The following is a 21,150-nucleotide window of genomic DNA, read 5'->3' as shown; positions in this document are numbered from 1 at the left end:
GAGCTAACCCATGATTTTTGGTCATATTGCTCAACCTAACCCGTGTCGTCTGCCTGCGGCTATTGAACAGGCGCTTGATTTCCTGCGCACGACGGATTTCCACGCGCTGGAACCCGGCGTAGTGGAAATCGACGGCAAAAACATCTTCGCACAGGTTATCGATTTAACCACCCGCGATGCCGCTGAAAATCGTCCGGAGGTCCACCGTCGCTATCTGGATATCCAGTTTCTGGCATCGGGCGAAGAGAAAATCGGTATTGCCATTGATACCGGAAATAATCAAATCAGCGAATCTTTGTTAGAACAGCGCGATATTATTTTCTATCACGATAGCGAACACGAATCGTTCTTTGAAATGACTCCAGGAAACTATGCCATATTTTTCCCGCAAGATGTCCATCGTCCTGGATGTAATAAAACTGTAGCCACGCCGATCCGCAAAATAGTCGTTAAGGTCGCTATTTCAGTTTTATAAAAAGGAGCACAAAATGAATTCGAATAATACCGGTTACATTATCGGTGCGTATCCCTGTGCACCCTCATTTCACCAAAAGAGTGAAGAGGAAGAGACGGAATTCTGGCGGCAGCTCTCCGACACCCCGGATATTCGCGGACTGGAGCAACCCTGTCTTGAACATCTTCATCCGCTCGGCGACGAGTGGTTATTGCGCCATACGCCGGGACACTGGCAGATTGTCGTCACCGCCATCATGGAAACCATGCGCCGCCGCGGTGAAAAGAGCGGCTTTGGGCTGGCGTCCAGCGACGAAGAACAGCGTAAAGCCTGCGTGGAGTACTATCGCCACCTGCATAAAAAGATCGCTAAAATCAATGCCGGTACCGCCGGAAAGGTGATAGCTCTCGAGCTTCACGCCGCCCCGATGGCGGGCAATGCCAACGTGGCTCAGGCTACCGACGCCTTCGCCCGGTCATTAAAAGAGATTACCCGCTGGGACTGGTCTTGTGACCTGGTGCTGGAGCACTGCGACGCCATGACCGGCACCGCGCCGCGCAAAGGATTCTTACCGTTAGAAAACGTACTGGAAGCCATTGCCGACTATGACATTAGCATGTGTATTAACTGGGCACGTTCGGCCATTGAAGGGCAGAATACCGTTCTACCGCTCACCCATACACAGCAGGTAAAACGGGCAGGCAAGCTCGGCGCGCTGATGTTTTCTGGCACGACGCAAACCGGCGAGTACGGCGAATGGCAGGATTTACACGCGCCGTTCGCGCCTTTCTGCCCGCACAGCCTGATGACCACCGTACACGCTCGTGAATTATTTACCTGCGCAGGAACTGACCCCCTGCAATTTTCAGGCATTAAATTACTGGAAATTAATGCCAGCGCAAACGTTGATCATCGTATCGCGATATTACGCGACGGCATCTCAGCGTTAAAGCAAGCACAATAATAATAACCACCTTCATCGCCAGAATATTTTTTAATATTACGAGACTATAAAGATGAATATAACCTCTAACTCTACAATTAAAGATATACCGCGCCAGCGCTGGTTAAGAATCATTCCACCCATACTGATCACTTGTATTATTTCTTATATGGATCGGGTCAATATTGCCTTTGCGATGCCGGGGGGAATGGATGCCGATTTAGGTATTTCCGCCACCATGGCGGGGCTGGCGGGCGGTATTTTCTTTATCGGTTATCTTTTTTTACAGGTTCCCGGCGGGAAAATTGCCGTTCACGGCAGTGGTAAGAAATTTATCGGCTGGTCGCTGGTCGCCTGGGCGGTGCTCTCCGTTCTGACCGGGTTAATTACGAATCAGTACCAGCTGCTGGCCCTGCGCTTCTTACTGGGCGTGGCGGAAGGCGGCATGCTGCCGGTCGTTCTCACGATGATCAGTAACTGGTTCCCCGACGCTGAACGCGGTCGCGCCAACGCGATTGTCATTATGTTTGTGCCGATTGCCGGGATTATCACCGCCCCACTCTCAGGCTGGATCATCACGGTTCTCGACTGGCGCTGGCTGTTTATTATCGAAGGTTTGCTCTCGCTGGTTGTTTTAGTTCTGTGGGCATACACCATCTATGACCGTCCGCAGGAAGCGCGCTGGATTTCCGAAGCAGAGAAGCACTATCTGGTCGAGACGCTGGCCGCAGAACAAAAAGCCATTGCCGGAACCGAGGTCAAAAACGCCTCTCTGGGCGCCGTTCTCTCCGACAAAACCATGTGGCAGCTTATCGCCCTGAACTTTTTCTACCAGACCGGCATTTACGGCTACACCCTCTGGCTGCCTACCATTCTGAAAGAATTAACCCATAGCAGCATGGGACAGGTTGGGATGCTCGCCATTCTGCCATACGTCGGTGCCATTGCCGGGATGTTCCTGTTCTCTTCCCTTTCAGACCGAACCGGTAAACGCAAGCTGTTCGTCTGCCTGCCGCTGATTGGCTTCGCTCTGTGCATGTTCCTGTCGGTGGCGCTGAAAAACCAAATTTGGCTCTCTTATGCCGCACTGGTCGGCTGCGGATTCTTCCTGCAATCGGCGGCTGGCGTGTTCTGGACCATTCCGGCACGTCTGTTCAGCGCTGAAATGGCGGGAGGAGCGCGCGGGGTTATCAACGCGCTTGGCAACCTCGGCGGTTTTTGTGGCCCTTACGCGGTTGGGGTTCTGATCACGCTTTACAGCAAAGACGCTGGCGTTTACTGCCTGGCGATCTCCCTGGCGCTGGCTGCGCTGATGGCGCTGCTGCTGCCGGCGAAATGCGACGCGGGCGCTGCTCCGGTAAAGACGATAAACCCACATAAGCGCACTGCGTAAAATCGAGCCCGGCGGCGCTGCGCCTGCCGGGCCTGCGAAATATGCCGGGGCTATCCGGCAAGAATGAGATACGAAAGATGAGCAAGAAACAGGCCTTCTGGTTGGGTATTGATTGCGGCGGCACTTATCTGAAAGCCGGTTTATATGACGCCGAAGGCCATGAACATGGCATTCATCGGCAAGCGCTACAGACGATGTCGCCCCTGCCGGGTTACGCCGAACGCGACATGCACCAGCTCTGGCAACAGTGCGCAGCGACCATTGCCGGGCTATTGCAGCGTACCGGTGTTTGCGGCGAACAAATTAAAGGCGTGGGCATCTCCGCTCAGGGTAAGGGTCTCTTTCTGCTCGATAAGCAGTCTCGACCGCTGGGTAACGCTATCCTCTCCTCTGACCGTCGGGCGTTGAAAATCGTCCAACGCTGGCAGCGGGACCATATTCCCGAACGTCTCTATCCCATTACCCGCCAGACGCTATGGACCGGACATCCGGCTTCTCTGCTGCGCTGGGTAAAAGAGAATGAACCCCAGCGTTACGCGCAAATTGGCTGCGTGATGATGGGGCATGACTATCTGCGCTGGTGCTTAACCGGCGTGAAAGGCTGCGAGGAGAGCAACATCTCCGAGTCCAACCTCTACAACATGGCCGCGGGTCAGTACGACTCGCGCCTGACCGGGTGGCTGGGCATCGGTGAAATCGATAGCGCGCTGCCCCCCGTTGTAGGGTCAGCCGAAATATGCGGGGAGATCACCGCTCAGGCAGCCGCCATAACCGGTCTGGCGGCGGGCACTCCCGTCGTTGGCGGCCTGTTTGACGTGGTTTCCACCGCCCTTTGCGCCGGTATTGAGGATGAATCAACCCTCAATGCGGTAATGGGGACCTGGGCCGTCACCAGCGGTATCGCTCACGGTCTGCGCGAACACGAAGCCCACCCTTACGTCTATGGTCGCTACGTCGATGACGGACAGTATATCGTTCACGAAGCCAGCCCAACCTCTTCCGGCAACCTCGAATGGTTTACCGCCCAGTGGGGCGATCTCTCGTTCGATGAGATCAATCAAGCCGTTGCCGGTTTGCCGAAAGCCGGGAGCGAGCTGTTTTTTCTACCGTTTCTCTACGGCAGCAACGCCGGGCTGGAGATGACCTGCGGCTTTTACGGAATGCAGGCGCTGCATTCCCGCGCGCACCTGCTGCAGGCGGTTTATGAAGGCGTGGTATTCAGCCATATGACCCATCTCAACCGTATGCGCGAACGCTTTACAAACGTTCAGGCCCTACGCGTCACCGGCGGCCCGGCGCACTCCGACGTCTGGATGCAGATGCTGGCGGACGTCAGTGGGTTACGCATTGAACTGCCGCAGGTGGAAGAGACCGGCTGCTTTGGCGCGGCCCTCGCCGCTCGCGTCGGCACCGGCGTATATCGCAGCTTTAGCGAAGCCCGGCACGCCCGGCAGCACCCGGTACGCACGCTGCTGCCCGATATGACCGCCCATGCGCGCTATCAGCATAAATACCGCCATTACCAGAATTTGATTGAAGCACTACAGGGCTATCACGCCCGTATTAAGGAGCACGCATTATGAGCCGACCATTACTGCAACTGGCGCTCGACCACACCAGCCTTCAGGCAGCGCAACGTGATGTCGCCCTGCTACAGGCGCACGTCGATATCATCGAGGCGGGTACCATCCTCTGCTTAACCGAAGGGCTTAGCGCGGTTAAAGCCCTGCGCGCCCAGTGTCCGGAGAAGATCATCGTCGCCGACTGGAAAGTCGCTGATGCCGGTGAAACGCTGGCGCAGCAGGCATTTTCCGCCGGCGCCAACTGGATGACCATTATCTGTGCCGCGCCGCTCGCCACGGTAGAGAAAGGTCACGCCGTTGCGCAATCCTGCGGGGGCGAAATTCAGATAGAGCTGTTTGGCAACTGGACGCTGGATGACGCCCGCGCCTGGTACCGTACCGGCGTCCATCAGGCGATTTACCATCGCGGACGCGATGCCCAGGCCAGCGGGCAGCAGTGGGGGGATGCGGATCTGGCGCGCATGAAGGCGCTTTCCGATATCGGTCTGGAGCTGTCGATCACCGGCGGCATTACCCCGGAGGATCTGCCGCTGTTCAAAGATATCAATGTGAAAGCATTTATTGCCGGACGCGCGCTGGCAGATGCGCCCCATCCGGCGCGAGCCGCCGCCGGGTTTCACGCACAAATCGATGCCATCTGGGGAGTACACCATGCGTAATCATCCGTTAGGCATTTATGAGAAAGCGTTGGCGAAAGATCTCAGTTGGCCGGAGCGACTGGTGCTGGCGAAAAGCTGCGGTTTTGATTTTGTTGAAATGTCGGTGGATGAGACCGACGAACGCCTGTCGCGCCTGGACTGGAGTCCCGCACAACGCGCATCGCTGGTAACCGCCATGCTGGAAACTGGCGTTTCGATCCCATCAATGTGCCTGTCCGCCCACCGCCGTTTCCCTTTTGGCAGCCGCGACCGGGCAATACGCGAGCGGGCGCGTGAGATTATGACCAAATCTATTCGTCTGGCACGCGATCTGGGCATCCGTACGATCCAGCTGGCAGGGTATGACGTCTATTACGAGGAGCACGACGAAGGCACCCAACAGCGTTTTGCCGAGGGACTGGCGTGGGCGGTGGAGCAAGCCGCGGCCGCGCAGGTGATGCTGGCGGTAGAAATCATGGATACCGCCTTTATGAACTCCATCAGCAAATGGAAAAAATGGGATGCAATGCTTTCATCGCCGTGGTTCACCGTCTATCCGGATGTGGGCAACCTTAGCGCCTGGGGGAATGACGTCACCGCCGAACTGAAGCTGGGTATCGACCGCATCGCCGCGATCCACCTCAAAGACACCCAGCCTGTCACGGCACAAAGCCCCGGACAATTTCGCGACGTGCCGTTTGGCGAAGGATGTGTCGACTTTGTCGGTATTTTTAAAACGCTACACCAACTGAACTACCGCGGCTCATTTCTGATTGAAATGTGGACCGAGAAAGCCAGTGAGCCGGTTCTGGAAATTATCCAGGCACGACGTTGGATTGAAGCGCGTATGCAGGAAGGAGGATTCACATGTTAGAACAGCTAAAAGCCGAGGTGCTAGCGGCCAACCTGGCGCTCCCGGAACATCGACTGGTGACGTTTACCTGGGGTAACGTCAGCGCAGTAGACGAAACACGCAGGCTGATGGTGATCAAGCCTTCCGGCGTCGAGTATACGGTAATGACCGCTGACGATATGGTGGTGGTGGATATTGCCAGCGGTAAAGTGGTGGAAGGGAGTAAAAAACCCTCCTCCGATACCCCAACCCATCTGGCGTTATACCGCCGCTATCCGCAAATCGGCGGGATCGTCCATACCCATTCCCGCCATGCGACAATCTGGTCACAGGCGGGACTCGATCTCCCCGCATGGGGCACCACACACGCCGACTATTTTTACGGTGCCATCCCCTGTACCCGCCTGATGACGCCAGCGGAAATTCAGGGTGAATATGAATATCAAACCGGCGAGGTGATCATTAAAACCTTTGAAGAACGGGGCCTCGACCCGCAGCAGGTACCCGCGGTGCTGGTTCATTCGCATGGGCCGTTTGCCTGGGGGAAAGATGCCGCTGATGCGGTACACAACGCCGTAGTACTGGAAGAGTGCGCCTACATGGGGCTATTCTCCCGCCAGCTGACTCCGCGACTGCCGGACATGCAGCCAGAATTGCTCGATAAGCATTATCTGCGCAAGCATGGGAAAAATGCCTACTACGGGCAATAATCGCCCGTAGCCTCGTGAGGAACAAACGCATACGCCAATCCGCCGGATGCGCAATAACGAGCGGGGCTAATGGGCAGTACGGTCACGTACTGCCCGGGCCCGACGAGGCCGTGTTGCGTCTTATCACGCGCTGTCTTTGTCGGGGAACAGCAGGCCATCGCGCAGCAGATGATCATTTCCACGACGGCGGGTAAAACCAATCCGGTCGAAGTACTCGAGGATTTGAATCGCCAGCTTACGCCCGACGTTCAGGGTATCGCGGAAGTCTGCCGCGCAGGTTGAACCGCGCAGCTGGTCCAGCTCGCGGATCATTCTGGCAAACGCCACGATCCGATCGTTACGGTAATAACGATCTTTGACGATCGCAGTAATCATGCCCTGCTGCGCCGCCTGGCGCAGTACCGCGCGCATCAACGACTCTTCGACGCCGGCCTCTTTCGCCAGATCGCGCACCCACCAGGGCTCATCGGCAAACAGCCCGGCAACCTGTAGCCAGATGGCCTGCTGCTCATCGGTAAAAGCCGCCTTGTGTTCCGGCAGATGGAGCCAGCCGTGATGACTGAGGATCGTCCCGCTGGCGCGCATCTGCTCGATCAGCAGTAGCACCAACGCCTCGTCCTCCATCGGCAGCGCAATACGCCGCAGCCGTTCACGGCCCGGCCCCGGCTCATCGCGATGCCGATCGTGATAGCGTGACAGCGCATCGAGTAATTTGCCCTGCCAGCAAGCCGCCAGCGGCGCGCTGAGCACGCTATTACCAGCCTGCAGATAACCGGCCTTGCCGATCAATGTCGCGAGACCGTCTTCGCTCAGCTGGCGCGCCCAGGCAAATTCACTCAGGCGCACCGCATCGCGTTGCAGATGCGTCTCCAGCGCCAGGGCATCATCGGTAGCCGTCGCCAGGGCATGTAGCCACTGCAGATACGCCGCTTTACGTTTACCGCGACGCGGCGGGTTCAGCGTCAATACGCGAGCCCCCGCCAGGGTGACGCGAGCGGAGATATCGCGCAGCACCAGACGATCGTTATCCGCCAGCCACAGCGGGGTATCCAGCACCAGCTCGGCGAAATTGCCCTCCAGCAACGAGACGCGCCCGGTAATATGGCTGGCCGCATGATGGATATGTAATGACTGCCATTGCGTCAGCGGCGTATGGCATTGCAGTTCAACAATCACCCGCTCCGACGGTTCGGGAGGTTGCGCAGATAACAGCCAGTCGCCGCGGCTCAGCGCCTCTTTTTGCGCATCGCCGACGATATTCAGCGCGATGCGTTGCCCGGCCCAGGCCTGATCTACCGGCTGATTTTGCGCATGCAGACCGCGCACGCGCATCGGCTTGTCGACGCCGGTCAGCCACAGCGTCTCCCCCACCTTCACTTCACCGCTGAGCGCGGTACCGGTAACCACCAGACCCGCCCCTTTGACGGTAAAAGCGCGATCGATAGCCAGACGAAAGCGCTGATGCTGCGGATGCGCACGTTCAGGCAACTGCAGCAGATGGTCACGCAGCTCGCCAATCCCGCGGTTTTCCGTCGCGGCAGTGGCAAACAGCGTGGCATCGGTAAAACCCAATTCGGCCAGCGCCGCTTCAACATCGGCATGGACCTCGCTCACCCGCGCCGTATCGACGCGATCGGTTTTCGTTAGCGCCACCGTCAGCGACGGGTTTCCCGTCAGCTGCAGGATCGCCAGATGCTCGCGGGTCTGCGCCATTACGCCATCATCGCAGGCCACCACCAGCAGCGCATGGTCAATCCCCCCTACGCCTGCCAGCATATTAGACAAAAACTTTTCATGGCCGGGCACGTCGATAAACCCCAGCACGCGACCGTCGGGCTGCGGCCAGTAGGCGTACCCCAGATCGATGGTCATGCCGCGCGATTTCTCTTCCGGCAGCCGGTCGGCATTCACGCCGGTGAGCGCCTGCAACAGCGTGGTTTTACCATGGTCAACGTGTCCGGCGGTGGCAATAATCATTGTAATAACATCTCCATAAACCGGGATTCATCTTCAAGACAGCGCAAGTCCAGCCACAGACGCCCATCGTAAATACGTCCGATAATCGGGATCGTCAGCCCACGCCAGCGGGCCGCCAGCGCCTCCAGCTGACTGCCACGACCATCGCGCGGCGTAAAGGTCAGCGCCGCTCCCGGCAGCCGGTCAACCGGTAAGGAACCGCTGCCGATCTGCGACTGACACGGCTCAACCCGGACATCAAACTCTGCGTAATGGGCGGCCAGCGGCGGCTGCAGACGCGTCGCCTGCGCGTGAATCGCCTCGGCCGTACGGGTCAGCAGACGCAGGGTCGGCAGGCGCTCGGCCAGCGTTTCCGGGTGCAGATACAGGCGCAAAGTGGCTTCCAGCGCCGCCAGCGTCATTTTGTCGGCGCGCAGCGCACGCTTAAGCGGATGCTGCTGCAGACGGGCAATCATCGCTTTCTCACCGACGATAATCCCCGCCTGCGGACCGCCCAGCAGCTTATCTCCGGAGAAGCTCACCAGGCTGACGCCCGCGGCGATCATCTCCTGCGGCATCGGCTCTTTCGGCAGGCCGTACTCGCTCAAATCAACCAGCGAACCGCTGCCCAGATCGACCACCACCGGAATACCTGACTCGCGGCCAATCGCCGCCAGCTCCGCCTCATCCACCGCTTTGGTGAAGCCTTCAATGCTGTAGTTGCTGGTGTGGACCTTCATCAACAGTCCGGTATGGTCATTCACGGCCTGGCGATAATCTTTGGCGTGGGTGCGGTTGGTGGTGCCGACTTCGTGCAGGAGGCAGCCCGCCTGGCGCATCACATCGGGGATCCGGAACGCGCCGCCGATCTCCACCAGCTCGCCGCGCGAGAGCACCACTTCTTTACCGTTGGCCGTTGCCGCCAGCATCAACAGCACCGCCGCCGCGTTGTTGTTAACGATGCAGGCATCTTCAGCACCGGTGATACGGCACAGCAGCTCCGCCAGCGCCCGATCGCGATGCCCCCGCCCGCCATCATCCAGGCTGTACTCGAGCGTCACCGGCGCGCGCATCGCCTGCGCTACCGCGTCAACCGCCGCTTCAGCCTGAATCGCGCGTCCCAGGTTAGTGTGCAACACCGTCCCGGTCAGATTAAAAACCGGACGCAGTGCGCTGTGCCGGGTCTGCGCCAGGCGCCGCCCGGTTTCCGCGGGCCAGTCGTCGCACCAGGCCGGTAACGCCTGAATCTGGCGAATGTGCTGCCGGGCTTCATCAAGCATCTGGCGCAGCAGCGCCACCACCTGGGCGTGACCATATTGGGCCAACACAGCAGAAAAAGCGGGGTCGCGGAGCAAACGATCGGTGGCCGGAAGCCGGGTATAAAGCGCACGAATATCGGTAGTCATGAATGGACCTGGCGGTAAGTTATTTTCCCCCCTCCCGACGGGAGAGGGAGTCAACAATCAGCGGCGATTGTAACGCCTCCGGGCGGAAACTGTTACCGGCCTGGGTCAAGTCCTTGGCGGTTCTGTACGGGCAAAGCTGGGACGCTGAAAGAGCGACTCAACCAGTTTGATCAGTTGAGGGCGCGTCGCACACCAGCCTGGCGCCACGCGGCGAAAGTTGAGATAAGCAATCGCGCAGGCCGCGGAAATCGTCGCCAGGTTGACCTCATCGGGGCGCAGGCTACCGTTGACAATATTCGCCTCCAGCGCATCCAGGCCGCGGGCCACCTTCTCACGCTGGCGCAGCAGTTCGCCTTCCGACTGCTGCGCCGCCGGACGAGCCTTTTCACGCACCAGCGCCTGCGCCGCTTCCATCACGCCGTCGGCCAGCGCTTCGAACTGACGCATTTTCAGCGCCGCTTTCGCCTCGGACGGCACCATCGCCGGCGTGACATCAAGCAGTTCAAGATATTGGGCAATGACTGGCGAGTCGTACCAGCATTCGCCGTCGTCGGTGACCAGCGCCGGCACTTTACCAAGCGGGTTAAATTTCGCGACACCGTTGACATCGTTGTAGGGGAACTCGTTAACAAACTCGAAAGGAATCTCTTTTTCCAGCAGGATGACGGAAATTTTGCGCACAAAGGGACTGGTATAGCTGCCGATCAGTTTCATTGCCTGCTCCTTTTGCCAACAAAAAGGTAAGTATGGTTCAGGCGCAGGCAAAAGGCAGAGGAGAGTTCACCGCGCAGAGGGTCGTATAAGTATTCACGATGTCGGCCAGCAAGCGGAGCATATCGCGCGGCAGAACCTGCCGGAGATCACATGTGGAAAAATCAGCTGAAATATTTTGTGATTAACATCACATATAAATAATTAATATCGGTCACAATTTTGTGACGTTTATCACACAAAACAGCATTAAAGGCGCGAATCTCTCCAGATGGAGGCTCTTTGCACAATTGTTTTGTGATGCAGATCACTATATTTACCCACCAACCACCTACATTTACGTGACATATATCACAAAAAATCCCGCTGACTGGACAGTTTAACGATTCAGTGCCAGATTTCGCATTATCAATCAGGGTCCGGCTACCTCTGCCGCCACATTAACAACAAGCCTCAGGCTTTTAGCCTACGCGATAAGCAAAACAGAAGAAGGGGTGTTTTATGTCATCCGATATCAAGATCAAGGTGCAAAGCTTTGGTCGATTCCTCAGCAATATGGTGATGCCGAATATCGGCGCGTTTATTGCGTGGGGTATCATCACCGCGCTATTCATTCCAACAGGGTGGTTGCCGAACGAAACGCTGGCGAAGCTGGTCGGCCCAATGATTACCTATCTGTTACCGCTGTTGATCGGTTATACCGGCGGTAAACTGATTGGCGGCGAGCGCGGCGGTGTCGTCGGCGCGATCACCACCATGGGCGTCATCGTCGGCGCGGACATGCCGATGTTCCTCGGCGCAATGATTGCCGGCCCTCTCGGCGGCTGGGCCATCAAACGCTTTGACGGCTGGGTCGACGGTAAGATCAAGTCCGGCTTTGAAATGCTGGTAAACAACTTCTCCGCCGGTATCATCGGGATGATCCTCGCGATTCTGGCCTTCCTCGGCATTGGCCCGGCGGTTGAAGTCCTGTCCAAAATTCTGGCGGCGGGCGTTAACTTCATGGTTGTCCATGACATGCTGCCGCTGGCGTCGATCTTTGTTGAACCGGCGAAAATCCTGTTCCTGAATAACGCCATCAACCACGGTATCTTCTCGCCGCTGGGTATCCAGCAGTCCCACGAACTGGGCAAATCAATCTTCTTCCTGATTGAAGCCAACCCGGGTCCGGGTATGGGCGTGCTGCTGGCGTACATGTTCTTTGGTCGCGGTAACGCCAAGCAGTCCGCTGGCGGCGCTGCAATCATCCACTTCCTGGGCGGTATCCACGAAATTTACTTCCCGTACGTGCTGATGAACCCGCGTCTGATTCTCGCGGTTATCCTCGGCGGTATGACCGGCGTATTCACCCTGACCATCCTCAACGGCGGTCTGGTTTCTCCGGCCTCTCCAGGCTCCATCCTGGCCGTACTGGCGATGACCCCGAAAGGTGCTTACTTCGCTAACATCGCCGCGATTGTCGCCGCAATGGCCGTCTCCTTCGTCGTCTCCGCCATTCTGCTGAAAACCAGCAAAGTGAAAGAAGAAGATGATATCGATGCCGCGACCCGTCGCATGCAGGATATGAAAGCAGAATCCAAAGGCGCAGCCACTCCGCTGGCCGCGGGTGATGTCGCTAACGACCTGAGCCACGTGCGCAAAATCATCGTCGCCTGTGACGCCGGTATGGGTTCCAGCGCCATGGGTGCCGGCGTGCTGCGTAAGAAAGTACAGGATGCCGGGCTGAGCAATATCTCCGTCACCAACTCGGCGATTAACAACCTGCCGCCGGATGTCGACCTGGTGATCACCCACCGTGATCTGACCGAGCGTGCGATGCGCCAGGTACCGCAGGCCCAGCATATTTCGCTGACCAACTTCCTCGACAGCGGCCTGTACACCAACCTGACCGAGCGTCTGGTGGCCGCACAGCGCCATACGGATAACGAAGAGAAGGTTCGCGGCAGCCTGAAAGACAGCTTCGATGCCCCGGACACCAACCTGTTCCAGCTGAGCGCGGAAAACATCTTCCTTGGACGCCAGGCGGCGAATAAAGAAGAGGCGATCCGCTTCGCCGGTGAGCAGCTGGTGAAAGGTGGTTACGTTGAGCCGGAATACGTGCAGGCGATGCTGGATCGTGAAAAACTGACCTCGACCTACCTGGGTGAGTCCATCGCGGTGCCACACGGTACCATTGAAGCAAAAGACCGCGTGCTCAAGACCGGTGTGGTCTTCTGTCAGTACCCGCAAGGGGTGCGTTTCGGCGACGATGAAGATGACATTGCCCGCCTGGTCATTGGTATCGCCGCCCGCAACAACGAGCATATTCAGGTTATCACCAGCCTGACCAACGCGCTGGATGATGAATCCGTGATTGAACGTCTGACGCACACCACCAGCGTAGATGAAGTGCTGACTCTGCTGAAAGGCAATAAGTAAGCGTATCGCCCGGATCAGGCCTTCAGGCCATCATCCGGGGAAACCGTCCCTCTCTCCTCATTCGGGGAGAGAGGGTTCGGGTAAGGGCCCCACCCTCACCCGAACCCTCTCAGGTAAAAACATTAATGAAGGTTAATACTATGAATGCATTACATTTTGGCGCAGGTAATATCGGACGTGGCTTCATCGGCAAATTGCTGGCTGACGCCGGGATCGCCTTAACGTTCGCCGATGTCAATCAGGTGGTGCTTGATGCCCTGAATGCCCGTCATAGCTATCAGGTTCACGTCGTCGGCGAAAACGAGCAGGTGGACACCGTCTCCGGCGTCAGCGCCGTTAGCAGCATCGGCGAGGAAGTGATTGACCTGATTGCCAGCGTTGACCTGGTCACCACCGCCGTCGGTCCGGTCGTGCTGGAGCGCATCGCCCCGGCGATCGCCAAAGGGCTGGCGAAGCGTAAGGCGCAGGGTGTTGAAACCCCGCTGAACATTATCGCCTGCGAGAACATGGTGCGCGGCACCACGCAGCTGAAGGGCCACGTGTTTAACGCGCTGGCTGACGAAGACAAAGCCTGGGTCGAAGCCAACGTCGGCTTCGTTGATTCCGCCGTGGACCGTATCGTCCCGCCATCCGCCTCCGCGACCCACGACCCGCTGGAAGTGACGGTAGAAACCTTCAGCGAGTGGATCGTCGATAAAACCCAGTTCAAAGGCGCGCTGCCCGATATCCCAGGAATGGAATTAACTGACAACCTGATGGCATTTGTCGAGCGTAAGCTATTCACCTTAAACACCGGACATGCTATAACCGCCTACCTCGGAAAACTGGCGGGTCACCAGACGATTCGCGACGCGATTCTCGATGAGAAAATTCGCACCGTGGTTAAAGGGGCCATGGAAGAGAGCGGTGCGGTACTGATCAAACGCTACGGCTTTGATGCGCAGAAGCACGCTGCCTATATCCAGAAAATCCTTGGTCGTTTCGAGAACCCGTATCTGCAAGATGACGTTGAGCGCGTTGGCCGCCAGCCGCTGCGTAAGCTGAGCGCCAGCGATCGCCTGATCAAGCCGCTGCTGGGCACGCTGGAATACGCGCTGCCGCACACCAATCTGGTGAAGGGGATTGCGGCGGCGATGCACTTCCGCAGCGAAGAAGATCCGCAGGCGCAGGAGCTGGCGACGCTGATTGCAGAGAAAGGCCCACAGGCTGCGCTGGCACAGATTTCTGGTCTGGATGCAGCAAGCGCCGTGGTAGCGGAGGCCGTTAACGACTATAACGCCACCAAATGAGGCAAGATCTGGCGCGGCACGAACCGCGCCCATTACTACTCCTGTCAGATATGCAGGCAATAATGGAAGAAACACAGGCATTTGAAAACCGCGTGCTTGAGCGTCTGAATGCTGGCAAAACCGTACGAAGCTTCCTGATAGCGACCGTCGAATTACTCACGGAAGCGGTCAATATCCTGGTGCTTCAGGTATTCCGTAAAGATGACTACGCGGTGAAATACGCAGTGGAGCCCTTGCTGGATGGCGACGGCCCGCTGGGCGACCTTTCCGTACGCCTGAAGCTGATTTACGGCCTTGGGGTGATTAGCCGCGCCGAATATGAAGACGCCGAGCTGCTGATGGCCCTACGCGAAGAACTCAACCATGACGGAAATGAGTACAGTTTTACCGATGATGAGATTCTTGGCCCTTTCGGCGAGCTACATTGCGTGACGGCCCTGCCGCCGGCGCCGCTGTTTGACGATAGCGACGAGGAGCTGCTGGCAATGCAGAAACTGCGCTACCAGCAGGTGGTACGTTCAACGATGATGCTTTCTCTGACTGAGCTGATTTCCCGAATCAGCTTAAAAAAAGCCTTCCAGAAATCAACGCTCTGATTCAGGTTCAGACTGATCGCAGGTTGGCCGGTAAAGCTGCCGGTAATACTCCAGCCGATTCAAAAATAACGCCTCTTTGTTCTGCGGAATCTCCGGTGGCACATGCTGCAAACGCGGGGATTTTTTCAAATACTCCATAAAAGCCTGGCTTGAAGCCATAAAATCAACCGTCTTGTCGATTATACGCGGTACGCCGTCACCGATTTTTGCCATCACGCCCTCCTCTTCTCGGGGATAATCCCGTAAAGAATTAGTCAAAAAAAGGCGCCGGGTTGAGGAAAACGTGCTCAATTTACGGCTGACTTCACAAAGATCAAATTCGGGGCACTCTTAGCAAGAATACTATTAACATTCATATCATTAGATTTTATTGACCCCGCAACTTCGGCGGATAAAACGGCGAGTTTTTGATAAATAACTACCCACAACAGACGTCACAGCACATACTATATGTCGTCAAAATCCCTTTATTAATAGATTAAGTCACCATGAAAGAAGTCGAAAAGAATGAAATCAAGCGTTTGAGCGACCGTCTCGACGCCATCCGCCACCAGCAGGCCGACCTGTCGCTGGTTGAAGCTGCGGATAAGTATGCCGAGCTGGAAAAAGAAAAAACCACCATCGAGGCCGAAATCATTCGCCTGCGCGAAGTTCAGGGTCAGAAGCTGAGTAAAGAAGCGCAGAAGCTGATGGGCCTGCCGCATCGCCGCGCGATCACGAAAAAAGAGCAGGCCGATCTGGGCAAGCTGAAAAAAAGCGTTCGCGGTCTGGTGATTGTGCACCCGATGACCGCCCTCGGTCGCGAAATGAACCTGAAAGAAATGACCGGTTTCTCTAAGACCGCGTTCTGATCTGCCTCCCCTCTCCGCCTGGAGAGGGGAGACTCTGCATCCCACTCTAATTGGCCCAACCACTTATCGCTTGGATCGTCCAGCGGTTCACATATCCATCATTTTTGGTCACAGACATATTGCCTGGCAATAACATTTAGTTAACCATTCGTTGTCGTTAATCCTACAACTGAATTTTGGCTGGGCCAGTTTTACAAAGGATGTGACCTGCAAGGAGCGCAGACTCAGCACCGCATCTTGATGGCCCGATGGAGACCTGCATGAACCTCTGGCAACAAAATTACGATCCGGCCGGTAATATCTGGCTCTCAAGTCTTATCGCATCGTTACCGATTCTGTTTTTCTTTTTTGCCCTGATTAAGCTCAAACTTAAAGGGTACATTGCAGCGACCTGGACCGTGGCGATTGCGCTGTCGGTCGCGCTGCTGTTTTATAAAATGCCGGTCGACCGCGCGCTGACCTCGGTAGTCTACGGCTTCTTTTACGGGCTGTGGCCTATCGCCTGGATTATTATCGCCGCGGTATTCGTCTACAAAATCTCGGTGAAAACCGGGCAGTTTGACATTATCCGCTCGTCGATTCTCTCGATTACCCCGGACCAGCGCCTGCAGATGCTGATCGTTGGCTTCTCCTTCGGGGCTTTCCTCGAAGGGGCGGCGGGCTTTGGCGCCCCGGTGGCCATCACCGCCGCGCTGCTGGTCGGACTGGGCTTTAACCCGCTGTATGCGGCAGGACTGTGCCTGATTGTTAACACCGCGCCGGTGGCCTTCGGCGCGATGGGGATCCCTATCCTCGTCGCCGGTCAGGTAACCGGTATCGATAGCTTCGCCATCGGCCAGATGGTCGGTCGCCAGCTACCGTTCCTGACCATTATCGTGCTGTTCTGGATTATGGCAATCATGGACGGCTGGCGTGGGATCAAAGAGACCTGGCCGGCGGTCATGGTTGCCGGCGGCTCCTTCGCCATCGCGCAGTACCTCAGTTCTAACTTCCTCGGCCCGGAACTGCCGGACATCATCTCCTCTCTGGTGTCGCTGGTCTGTCTGACGCTGTTCCTCAAACGCTGGCAGCCGGTGCGTATTTTCCGTTTCGGCGATATGGGCGCCGCCCAGGTCGATCAGACCCTCGCCCGCACCCATTACACCGCCGGGCAGGTGATTCGGGCATGGTCGCCGTTCCTGTTCCTGACCGCGACCGTCACCTTATGGAGCATCCCGCCATTTAAAGCGCTGTTTGCGCCGGGCGGGGCGATGTATGACTTCGTCATCAATATCTCCGTGCCGTTCCTTGATAAGATGGTCGCCCGCATGCCGCCGGTGGTGAGCGAGGCCACGCCGTACGCGGCGGTGTATAAGTTCGACTGGCTATCTGCCACCGGTACCGCCATCCTGTTCGCGGCTATACTGTCCGTAGTCTGGCTGCGCATGAAACCGAAAGATGCGCTGGTGACCTTTGGCAGCACGATGAAAGAGCTGGCCCTGCCGATTTACTCCATCGGTATGGTGCTGGCGTTCGCCTTTATCTCTAACTATTCCGGGCTGTCATCGACGCTGGCTCTCGCCCTGGCGCATACCGGCCATGCGTTTACCTTCTTCTCGCCGTTCCTCGGTTGGCTGGGGGTATTCCTGACCGGTTCGGATACATCGTCTAACGCGCTGTTCGCCGCGCTGCAGGCTACCGCGGCGCAGCAAATCGGCGTCTCCGATATCCTGCTGGTGGCGGCCAATACCACCGGTGGCGTGACCGGCAAAATGATTTCACCGCAGTCCATCGCCATCGCCTGTGCGGCGGTAGGCCTGGTCGGCAAAGAGTCGGATCTGTTCCGCCTTACCGTGAAACACAGCCTGATCTTTACCTGCATGGTTGGCGTCATCACCACCCTGCAGGCCTATGTCTTAACCTGGATGATCCCATGATAGTGATGCCCCGGCGCCTTGCAGACGATGTTGCCCGTCGTGTGCGGGCGCTGATTGAAGAACAAAAGCTGGAGGCGGGCATGCGTTTGCCCGCCGAGCGCCAGCTGGCCGCCCAGCTTGGCGTGTCGCGCAACTCGCTGCGCGAAGCGCTGGCGATGCTGGTTAACGAAGGCCTGTTGGTCAGCCGTCGCGGCGGCGGGACCTTTGTCCGCTGGCAGCATGAGGCGTGGTCAGAACAGAATATTGTGCAGCCGCTGAAGACCCTGCTCGCCGACGACCCCGATTACAGCTTTGATATTCTGGAAGCCCGCCACGCCATCGAAGCCAGTACCGCCTGGCATGCGGCGATGCGGGCCACCGATGCCGAAAAAGAGCGTATTCGCCTGTGCTTTGAAGCCACCCAGAGCGAGGACCCGGATCTGGCCTCCCAGGCCGACGTACGCTTCCACCTGGCAATCGCCGAAGCCTCACACAACGTGGTGCTCCTGCAAACCATGCGCGGTTTTTTCGACCTCTTACAGTCCTCGGTCAAACAGAGCCGCCAGCGGATGTACCTTGTCCCGCCGGTTTTCGCCCGCCTGACCGAACAGCACCAGGCCGTGATGGAGGCCATTTTCGCCGGCGATGCCGAAGGGGCGCGCCAGGCGATGATGGCGCACTTAGGCTTTGTGCACGCCACGATTAAACATTTTGATGAAGACCAGGCCCGCCAGGCGCGCATTACCCGCCTGCCCGGTGACCACCATGCAAATTCCAGGGAGAACCCGTGATGATTATTTCAGCCGCCAGCGACTATCGCGCAGCCGCCCAGCGCATCCTGCCGCCGTTCCTGTTCCACTATATCGACGGCGGCGCCTATGCCGAACATACGCTGCGCCGCAACGTCGCAGACCTGTCCGATGTGGCGTTACGCCAGCGGGTACTGAAGAATATGTCGGACCTGAGCCTGGAAACCACGCTGTTCAAAGAGAAGCTCTCCATGCCGGTGGCGCTGGCGCCGGTCGGCCTGTGCGGGATGTACGCCCGCCGTGGCGAAGTCCAGGCCGCAGGCGCGGCGGATGATAAAGGGATCCCGTTTACCCTCTCCACCGTTTCCGTCTGCCCGATTGAAGAGGTCGCCCCGACCATCAAGCGCCCGATGTGGTTCCAGCTGTACGTCCTGCGCGACCGCGGCTTTATGCGCAATGCGCTGGAACGCGCCAAAGCCGCCGGCTGTTCCACGCTGGTCTTTACCGTCGATATGCCGACGCCTGGCGCCCGCTATCGCGACGCGCATTCCGGGATGAGCGGCCCGAATGCCGCCATGCGCCGCTACTGGCAGGCGATGACCCACCCGCAGTGGGCGTGGGATGTCGGTTTAAACGGCCGCCCGCACGATCTCGGTAATATCTCCGCCTATCTCGGCAAGCCTACCGGGCTTGAGGATTACATCGGCTGGCTGGCGAATAACTTCGATCCGTCTATTTCATGGAAAGACCTTGAGTGGATCCGCGAATTCTGGGACGGCCCGATGGTGATCAAAGGGATCCTCGATCCGCAGGATGCGCGCGACGCCGTACGCTTCGGCGCCGACGGGATCGTGGTTTCCAACCACGGCGGTCGCCAGCTCGACGGGGTGCTCTCCTCCGCCCGCGCCTTACCGGCGATCGCCGATGCGGTGAAAGGCGACATCACGATTCTCGCCGATAGCGGTATTCGCAACGGCCTGGACGTGGTGCGGATGATTGCCCTCGGCGCCGACAGCGTGCTGCTGGGTCGTGCCTATCTGTACGCGCTGGCCACCCACGGCAAGCAGGGCGTAGCCAACCTGCTGAATTTGATTGAGAAAGAGATGAAGGTGGCCATGACCCTGACCGGAACCAAAACCATCAGTGACATCAGCCGCGATTCGCTGGTGCAGAATGCCGACGCGCTGCACGCCTTCAATGCGCTTACGCAGGGCAACGCTGCGTAAGCCGCCCGCCCGGCGCTCTCCCACAGGGATGAGGGCCGGGCAAATATCTGCTATTCTGCCCGCGCGATTAAGAGCCTAATGAGACAGGGCAGCATGCTGAACATTGTACTATTCGAACCAGAGATCCCGCCAAATACCGGGAATATCATCCGCCTGTGCGCCAACACCGGTTTTAACCTGCATATTATCGAGCCGATGGGTTTCACCTGGGACGATAAGCGCCTGCGCCGCGCCGGGCTGGATTATCATGAATTCGCCGCCGTTCAGCGCCATCACGACTATGCCGCCTTCGTGGCAAGCGCCAGGCCACAGCGTCTGTTCGCTCTGACCACCAAAGGGACGCCGGCTCACAGCGCGGTCAGCTATCAGGACGGTGATTTTTTAATGTTCGGCCCGGAAACGCGCGGCCTGCCGGCCAGCATTCTTGATGCCCTGCCGCCGCAGCAGAAAATCCGGATTCCGATGATGCCGGACAGCCGCAGTATGAACCTGTCAAATGCGGTGTCGGTGGTGGTGTATGAGGCCTGGCGCCAGCTGGGATACCCTGGCGCGGTATTGCGCAGTTAACCCGGGTTATTCCCGGATTGCGGCGCGTTGCGCCTGATCCGGGCTATGTCGGCAGCGCGCGGGATAACCCGATTCTAGATCCCGTCGCCGTACTCAAACGTATGGTGGATGCCGTTAAAGTGCTGATCCATATCCATCGCCGGCTTGTCGCTCTCTGGCTTACCGACGATACGCGCCGGCACCCCGGCCGCGGTGGTATGCGGCGGTACGGGCTGCAACACCACGGAACCGGCACCGATTTTGGCGCCGCGTCCAACTTCGATATTGCCGAGGATTTTCGCACCGGCGCCAATCATCACCCCTTCACGGATTTTCGGATGACGGTCGCCGCTGGTTTTACCGGTACCGCCGAGGGTCACCGATTGCAGAATCGAGACGTCGTCCTCAATCACCGCCGTTTCCCCGACAACAATACCGGTAGCGTGATCGAGCATGATCCCGCGGCCAATTTTCGCCGCCGGGTGAATATCGACCTGGAAGGAGACCGACACCTGGTTTTGCAGGAAAATCGCCAGCGCGCGGCGCCCCTGATTCCACAGCCAGTGGCCAATACGATAGGCCTGCAGCGCGTGGAAACCTTTCAGGTACAGCAGCGGCGTGGAGTATTTATCTACCGCCGGGTCGCGGGTGCGCACGGCCTGGATATCGCAGGCGGCGGAGGCGATCATCTCCGGGTCAGCGGCATAGGCCTCTTCCACCACTTCACGAATGGCGATGGCGGGCATGATTGGAGAAGCCAGTTTGTTAGCCAGCATATAGCTCAGGGCGCTGCCCAGATTTTCGTGCTTGAGTAGCGTTGCGTGGTAGAAACTGGCGAGCATAGGCTCACAGTCGGCCAGAGCCCGGGCTTCGGCTTTAATATTATTCCAGACCATATCCAGTTCTTCACACGGCATTGCTGACTCCAGGCGA

20 protein-coding genes are annotated in these 21,150 nt (G+C 57.9%); 15 read left to right on the top strand and 5 right to left on the bottom strand.

The genetic code is table 11. The features are described from left to right. The first annotated feature begins 10 nt into the window (after positions 1-10). The 7 genes from EDF73_RS11805 to araD all read left to right on the top strand — a co-directional run bounded on the left by EDF73_RS11805 (position 11) and on the right by araD (position 6,574). Entirely contained in the window at positions 11-475 is a 465-nt protein-coding gene (locus tag EDF73_RS11805; RefSeq protein WP_132729323.1) for a YhcH/YjgK/YiaL family protein, read from the top strand. A gap of 13 nt (positions 476-488) precedes the next feature. Then, positions 489-1,418, top strand: coding sequence for a DUF4862 family protein (locus EDF73_RS11800; protein ID WP_132729322.1), 930 nt, complete (start codon positions 489-491; stop codon positions 1,416-1,418). A gap of 52 nt (positions 1,419-1,470) precedes the next feature. Continuing rightward, entirely contained in the window at positions 1,471-2,790 is a 1,320-nt protein-coding gene (locus tag EDF73_RS11795; protein ID WP_132729321.1) for an MFS transporter, read from the top strand. Between the two features lie 77 nt (positions 2,791-2,867). Beyond that, on the top strand, positions 2,868-4,373 hold the full coding sequence (locus EDF73_RS11790; RefSeq protein ID WP_132729320.1) for an FGGY-family carbohydrate kinase: 1,506 nt from the start codon (positions 2,868-2,870) through the stop codon (positions 4,371-4,373). Next, positions 4,370-5,032, top strand: a complete 663-nt coding sequence (gene ulaD / locus EDF73_RS11785; protein ID WP_132729319.1) for a 3-keto-L-gulonate-6-phosphate decarboxylase UlaD — start codon at positions 4,370-4,372, stop codon at positions 5,030-5,032. The genes EDF73_RS11790 and ulaD overlap by 4 nt, the downstream gene beginning before the upstream one ends. Then, entirely contained in the window at positions 5,025-5,885 is an 861-nt protein-coding gene (locus EDF73_RS11780) for an L-ribulose-5-phosphate 3-epimerase (protein ID WP_132729318.1), read from the top strand. Before ulaD ends, EDF73_RS11780 begins: the two co-directional genes overlap by 8 nt. Beyond that, positions 5,879-6,574: an L-ribulose-5-phosphate 4-epimerase gene (gene araD, locus EDF73_RS11775; protein ID WP_132729317.1), complete on the top strand. Its 696-nt coding sequence runs from the start codon at positions 5,879-5,881 to the stop codon at positions 6,572-6,574. The genes EDF73_RS11780 and araD overlap by 7 nt, the downstream gene beginning before the upstream one ends. A gap of 123 nt (positions 6,575-6,697) precedes the next feature. Here the strand turns inward: araD and selB are convergent, their stop codons facing one another. From selB to EDF73_RS11760, 3 genes are all read right to left on the bottom strand, one after another. Then, a complete protein-coding gene (gene selB / locus EDF73_RS11770) occupies positions 6,698-8,551 on the bottom strand; it encodes a selenocysteine-specific translation elongation factor (RefSeq protein ID WP_132729316.1) in 1,854 nt (617 codons plus the stop codon). After that, on the bottom strand, positions 8,548-9,936 hold the full coding sequence (selA, locus tag EDF73_RS11765; protein WP_132729315.1) for an L-seryl-tRNA(Sec) selenium transferase: 1,389 nt from the start codon (positions 9,934-9,936) through the stop codon (positions 8,548-8,550). The genes selB and selA overlap by 4 nt, the downstream gene beginning before the upstream one ends. A 105-nt stretch (positions 9,937-10,041) precedes the next feature. Beyond that, positions 10,042-10,650, bottom strand: a complete 609-nt coding sequence (locus tag EDF73_RS11760; protein ID WP_132729314.1) for a glutathione S-transferase — start codon at positions 10,648-10,650, stop codon at positions 10,042-10,044. Positions 10,651-11,148: 498 nt separating this feature from the next. Between EDF73_RS11760 and EDF73_RS11755 the strand changes: the two genes are divergently transcribed. The 3 genes from EDF73_RS11755 to mtlR all read left to right on the top strand — a co-directional run bounded on the left by EDF73_RS11755 (position 11,149) and on the right by mtlR (position 14,950). Then, positions 11,149-13,065 (top strand): PTS mannitol transporter subunit IICBA, encoded by a 1,917-nt coding sequence (locus EDF73_RS11755; protein ID WP_132729313.1) that lies wholly within the window; start codon positions 11,149-11,151, stop codon positions 13,063-13,065. A 140-nt stretch (positions 13,066-13,205) separates the two neighbouring features. Further along, entirely contained in the window at positions 13,206-14,354 is a 1,149-nt protein-coding gene (mtlD, locus tag EDF73_RS11750) for a mannitol-1-phosphate 5-dehydrogenase (protein ID WP_132729312.1), read from the top strand. After that, positions 14,351-14,950: a mannitol operon repressor MtlR gene (gene mtlR, locus EDF73_RS11745; protein ID WP_132729311.1), complete on the top strand. Its 600-nt coding sequence runs from the start codon at positions 14,351-14,353 to the stop codon at positions 14,948-14,950. Before mtlD ends, mtlR begins: the two co-directional genes overlap by 4 nt. Here mtlR and EDF73_RS11740 read toward each other — a convergent pair. Beyond that, positions 14,939-15,163, bottom strand: a complete 225-nt coding sequence (locus tag EDF73_RS11740) for a hypothetical protein (RefSeq protein ID WP_032690288.1) — start codon at positions 15,161-15,163, stop codon at positions 14,939-14,941. The genes mtlR and EDF73_RS11740 overlap by 12 nt on opposite strands. A gap of 275 nt (positions 15,164-15,438) precedes the next feature. Between EDF73_RS11740 and EDF73_RS11735 the strand changes: the two genes are divergently transcribed. From EDF73_RS11735 to trmL, 5 genes are all read left to right on the top strand, one after another. After that, positions 15,439-15,801, top strand: a complete 363-nt coding sequence (locus EDF73_RS11735; RefSeq protein WP_132729310.1) for a YibL family ribosome-associated protein — start codon at positions 15,439-15,441, stop codon at positions 15,799-15,801. Between the two features lie 260 nt (positions 15,802-16,061). After that, positions 16,062-17,717: an L-lactate permease gene (lldP, locus tag EDF73_RS11730; protein ID WP_132729309.1), complete on the top strand. Its 1,656-nt coding sequence runs from the start codon at positions 16,062-16,064 to the stop codon at positions 17,715-17,717. After that, complete coding sequence (gene lldR, locus EDF73_RS11725) at positions 17,714-18,487, top strand: transcriptional regulator LldR (RefSeq protein ID WP_132729308.1); 774 nt, start codon at positions 17,714-17,716, stop codon at positions 18,485-18,487. The genes lldP and lldR overlap by 4 nt, the downstream gene beginning before the upstream one ends. Next, complete coding sequence (gene lldD, locus EDF73_RS11720; RefSeq protein ID WP_132729482.1) at positions 18,487-19,671, top strand: FMN-dependent L-lactate dehydrogenase LldD; 1,185 nt, start codon at positions 18,487-18,489, stop codon at positions 19,669-19,671. The genes lldR and lldD overlap by 1 nt, the downstream gene beginning before the upstream one ends. Positions 19,672-19,764: 93 nt before the next feature. Continuing rightward, a complete protein-coding gene (gene trmL / locus EDF73_RS11715; RefSeq protein WP_132729307.1) occupies positions 19,765-20,238 on the top strand; it encodes a tRNA (uridine(34)/cytosine(34)/5-carboxymethylaminomethyluridine(34)-2'-O)-methyltransferase TrmL in 474 nt (157 codons plus the stop codon). 74 nt (positions 20,239-20,312) lie between these two features. On the opposite strand, the gene cysE is transcribed toward trmL, so the two are convergent. Then, complete coding sequence (gene cysE / locus EDF73_RS11710; protein ID WP_132729306.1) at positions 20,313-21,134, bottom strand: serine O-acetyltransferase; 822 nt, start codon at positions 21,132-21,134, stop codon at positions 20,313-20,315. Positions 21,135-21,150: the final 16 nt, after the last annotated feature.

Origin of the sequence: Klebsiella sp. BIGb0138 (assembly GCF_004342285.1) — a bacterium.
Classification (GTDB): Bacteria; Pseudomonadota; Gammaproteobacteria; order Enterobacterales; family Enterobacteriaceae; genus Klebsiella.
The sequence above is the reverse complement of the archived record's forward strand: the minus strand, read 5'-3'. Positions and strand labels throughout refer to the sequence as shown.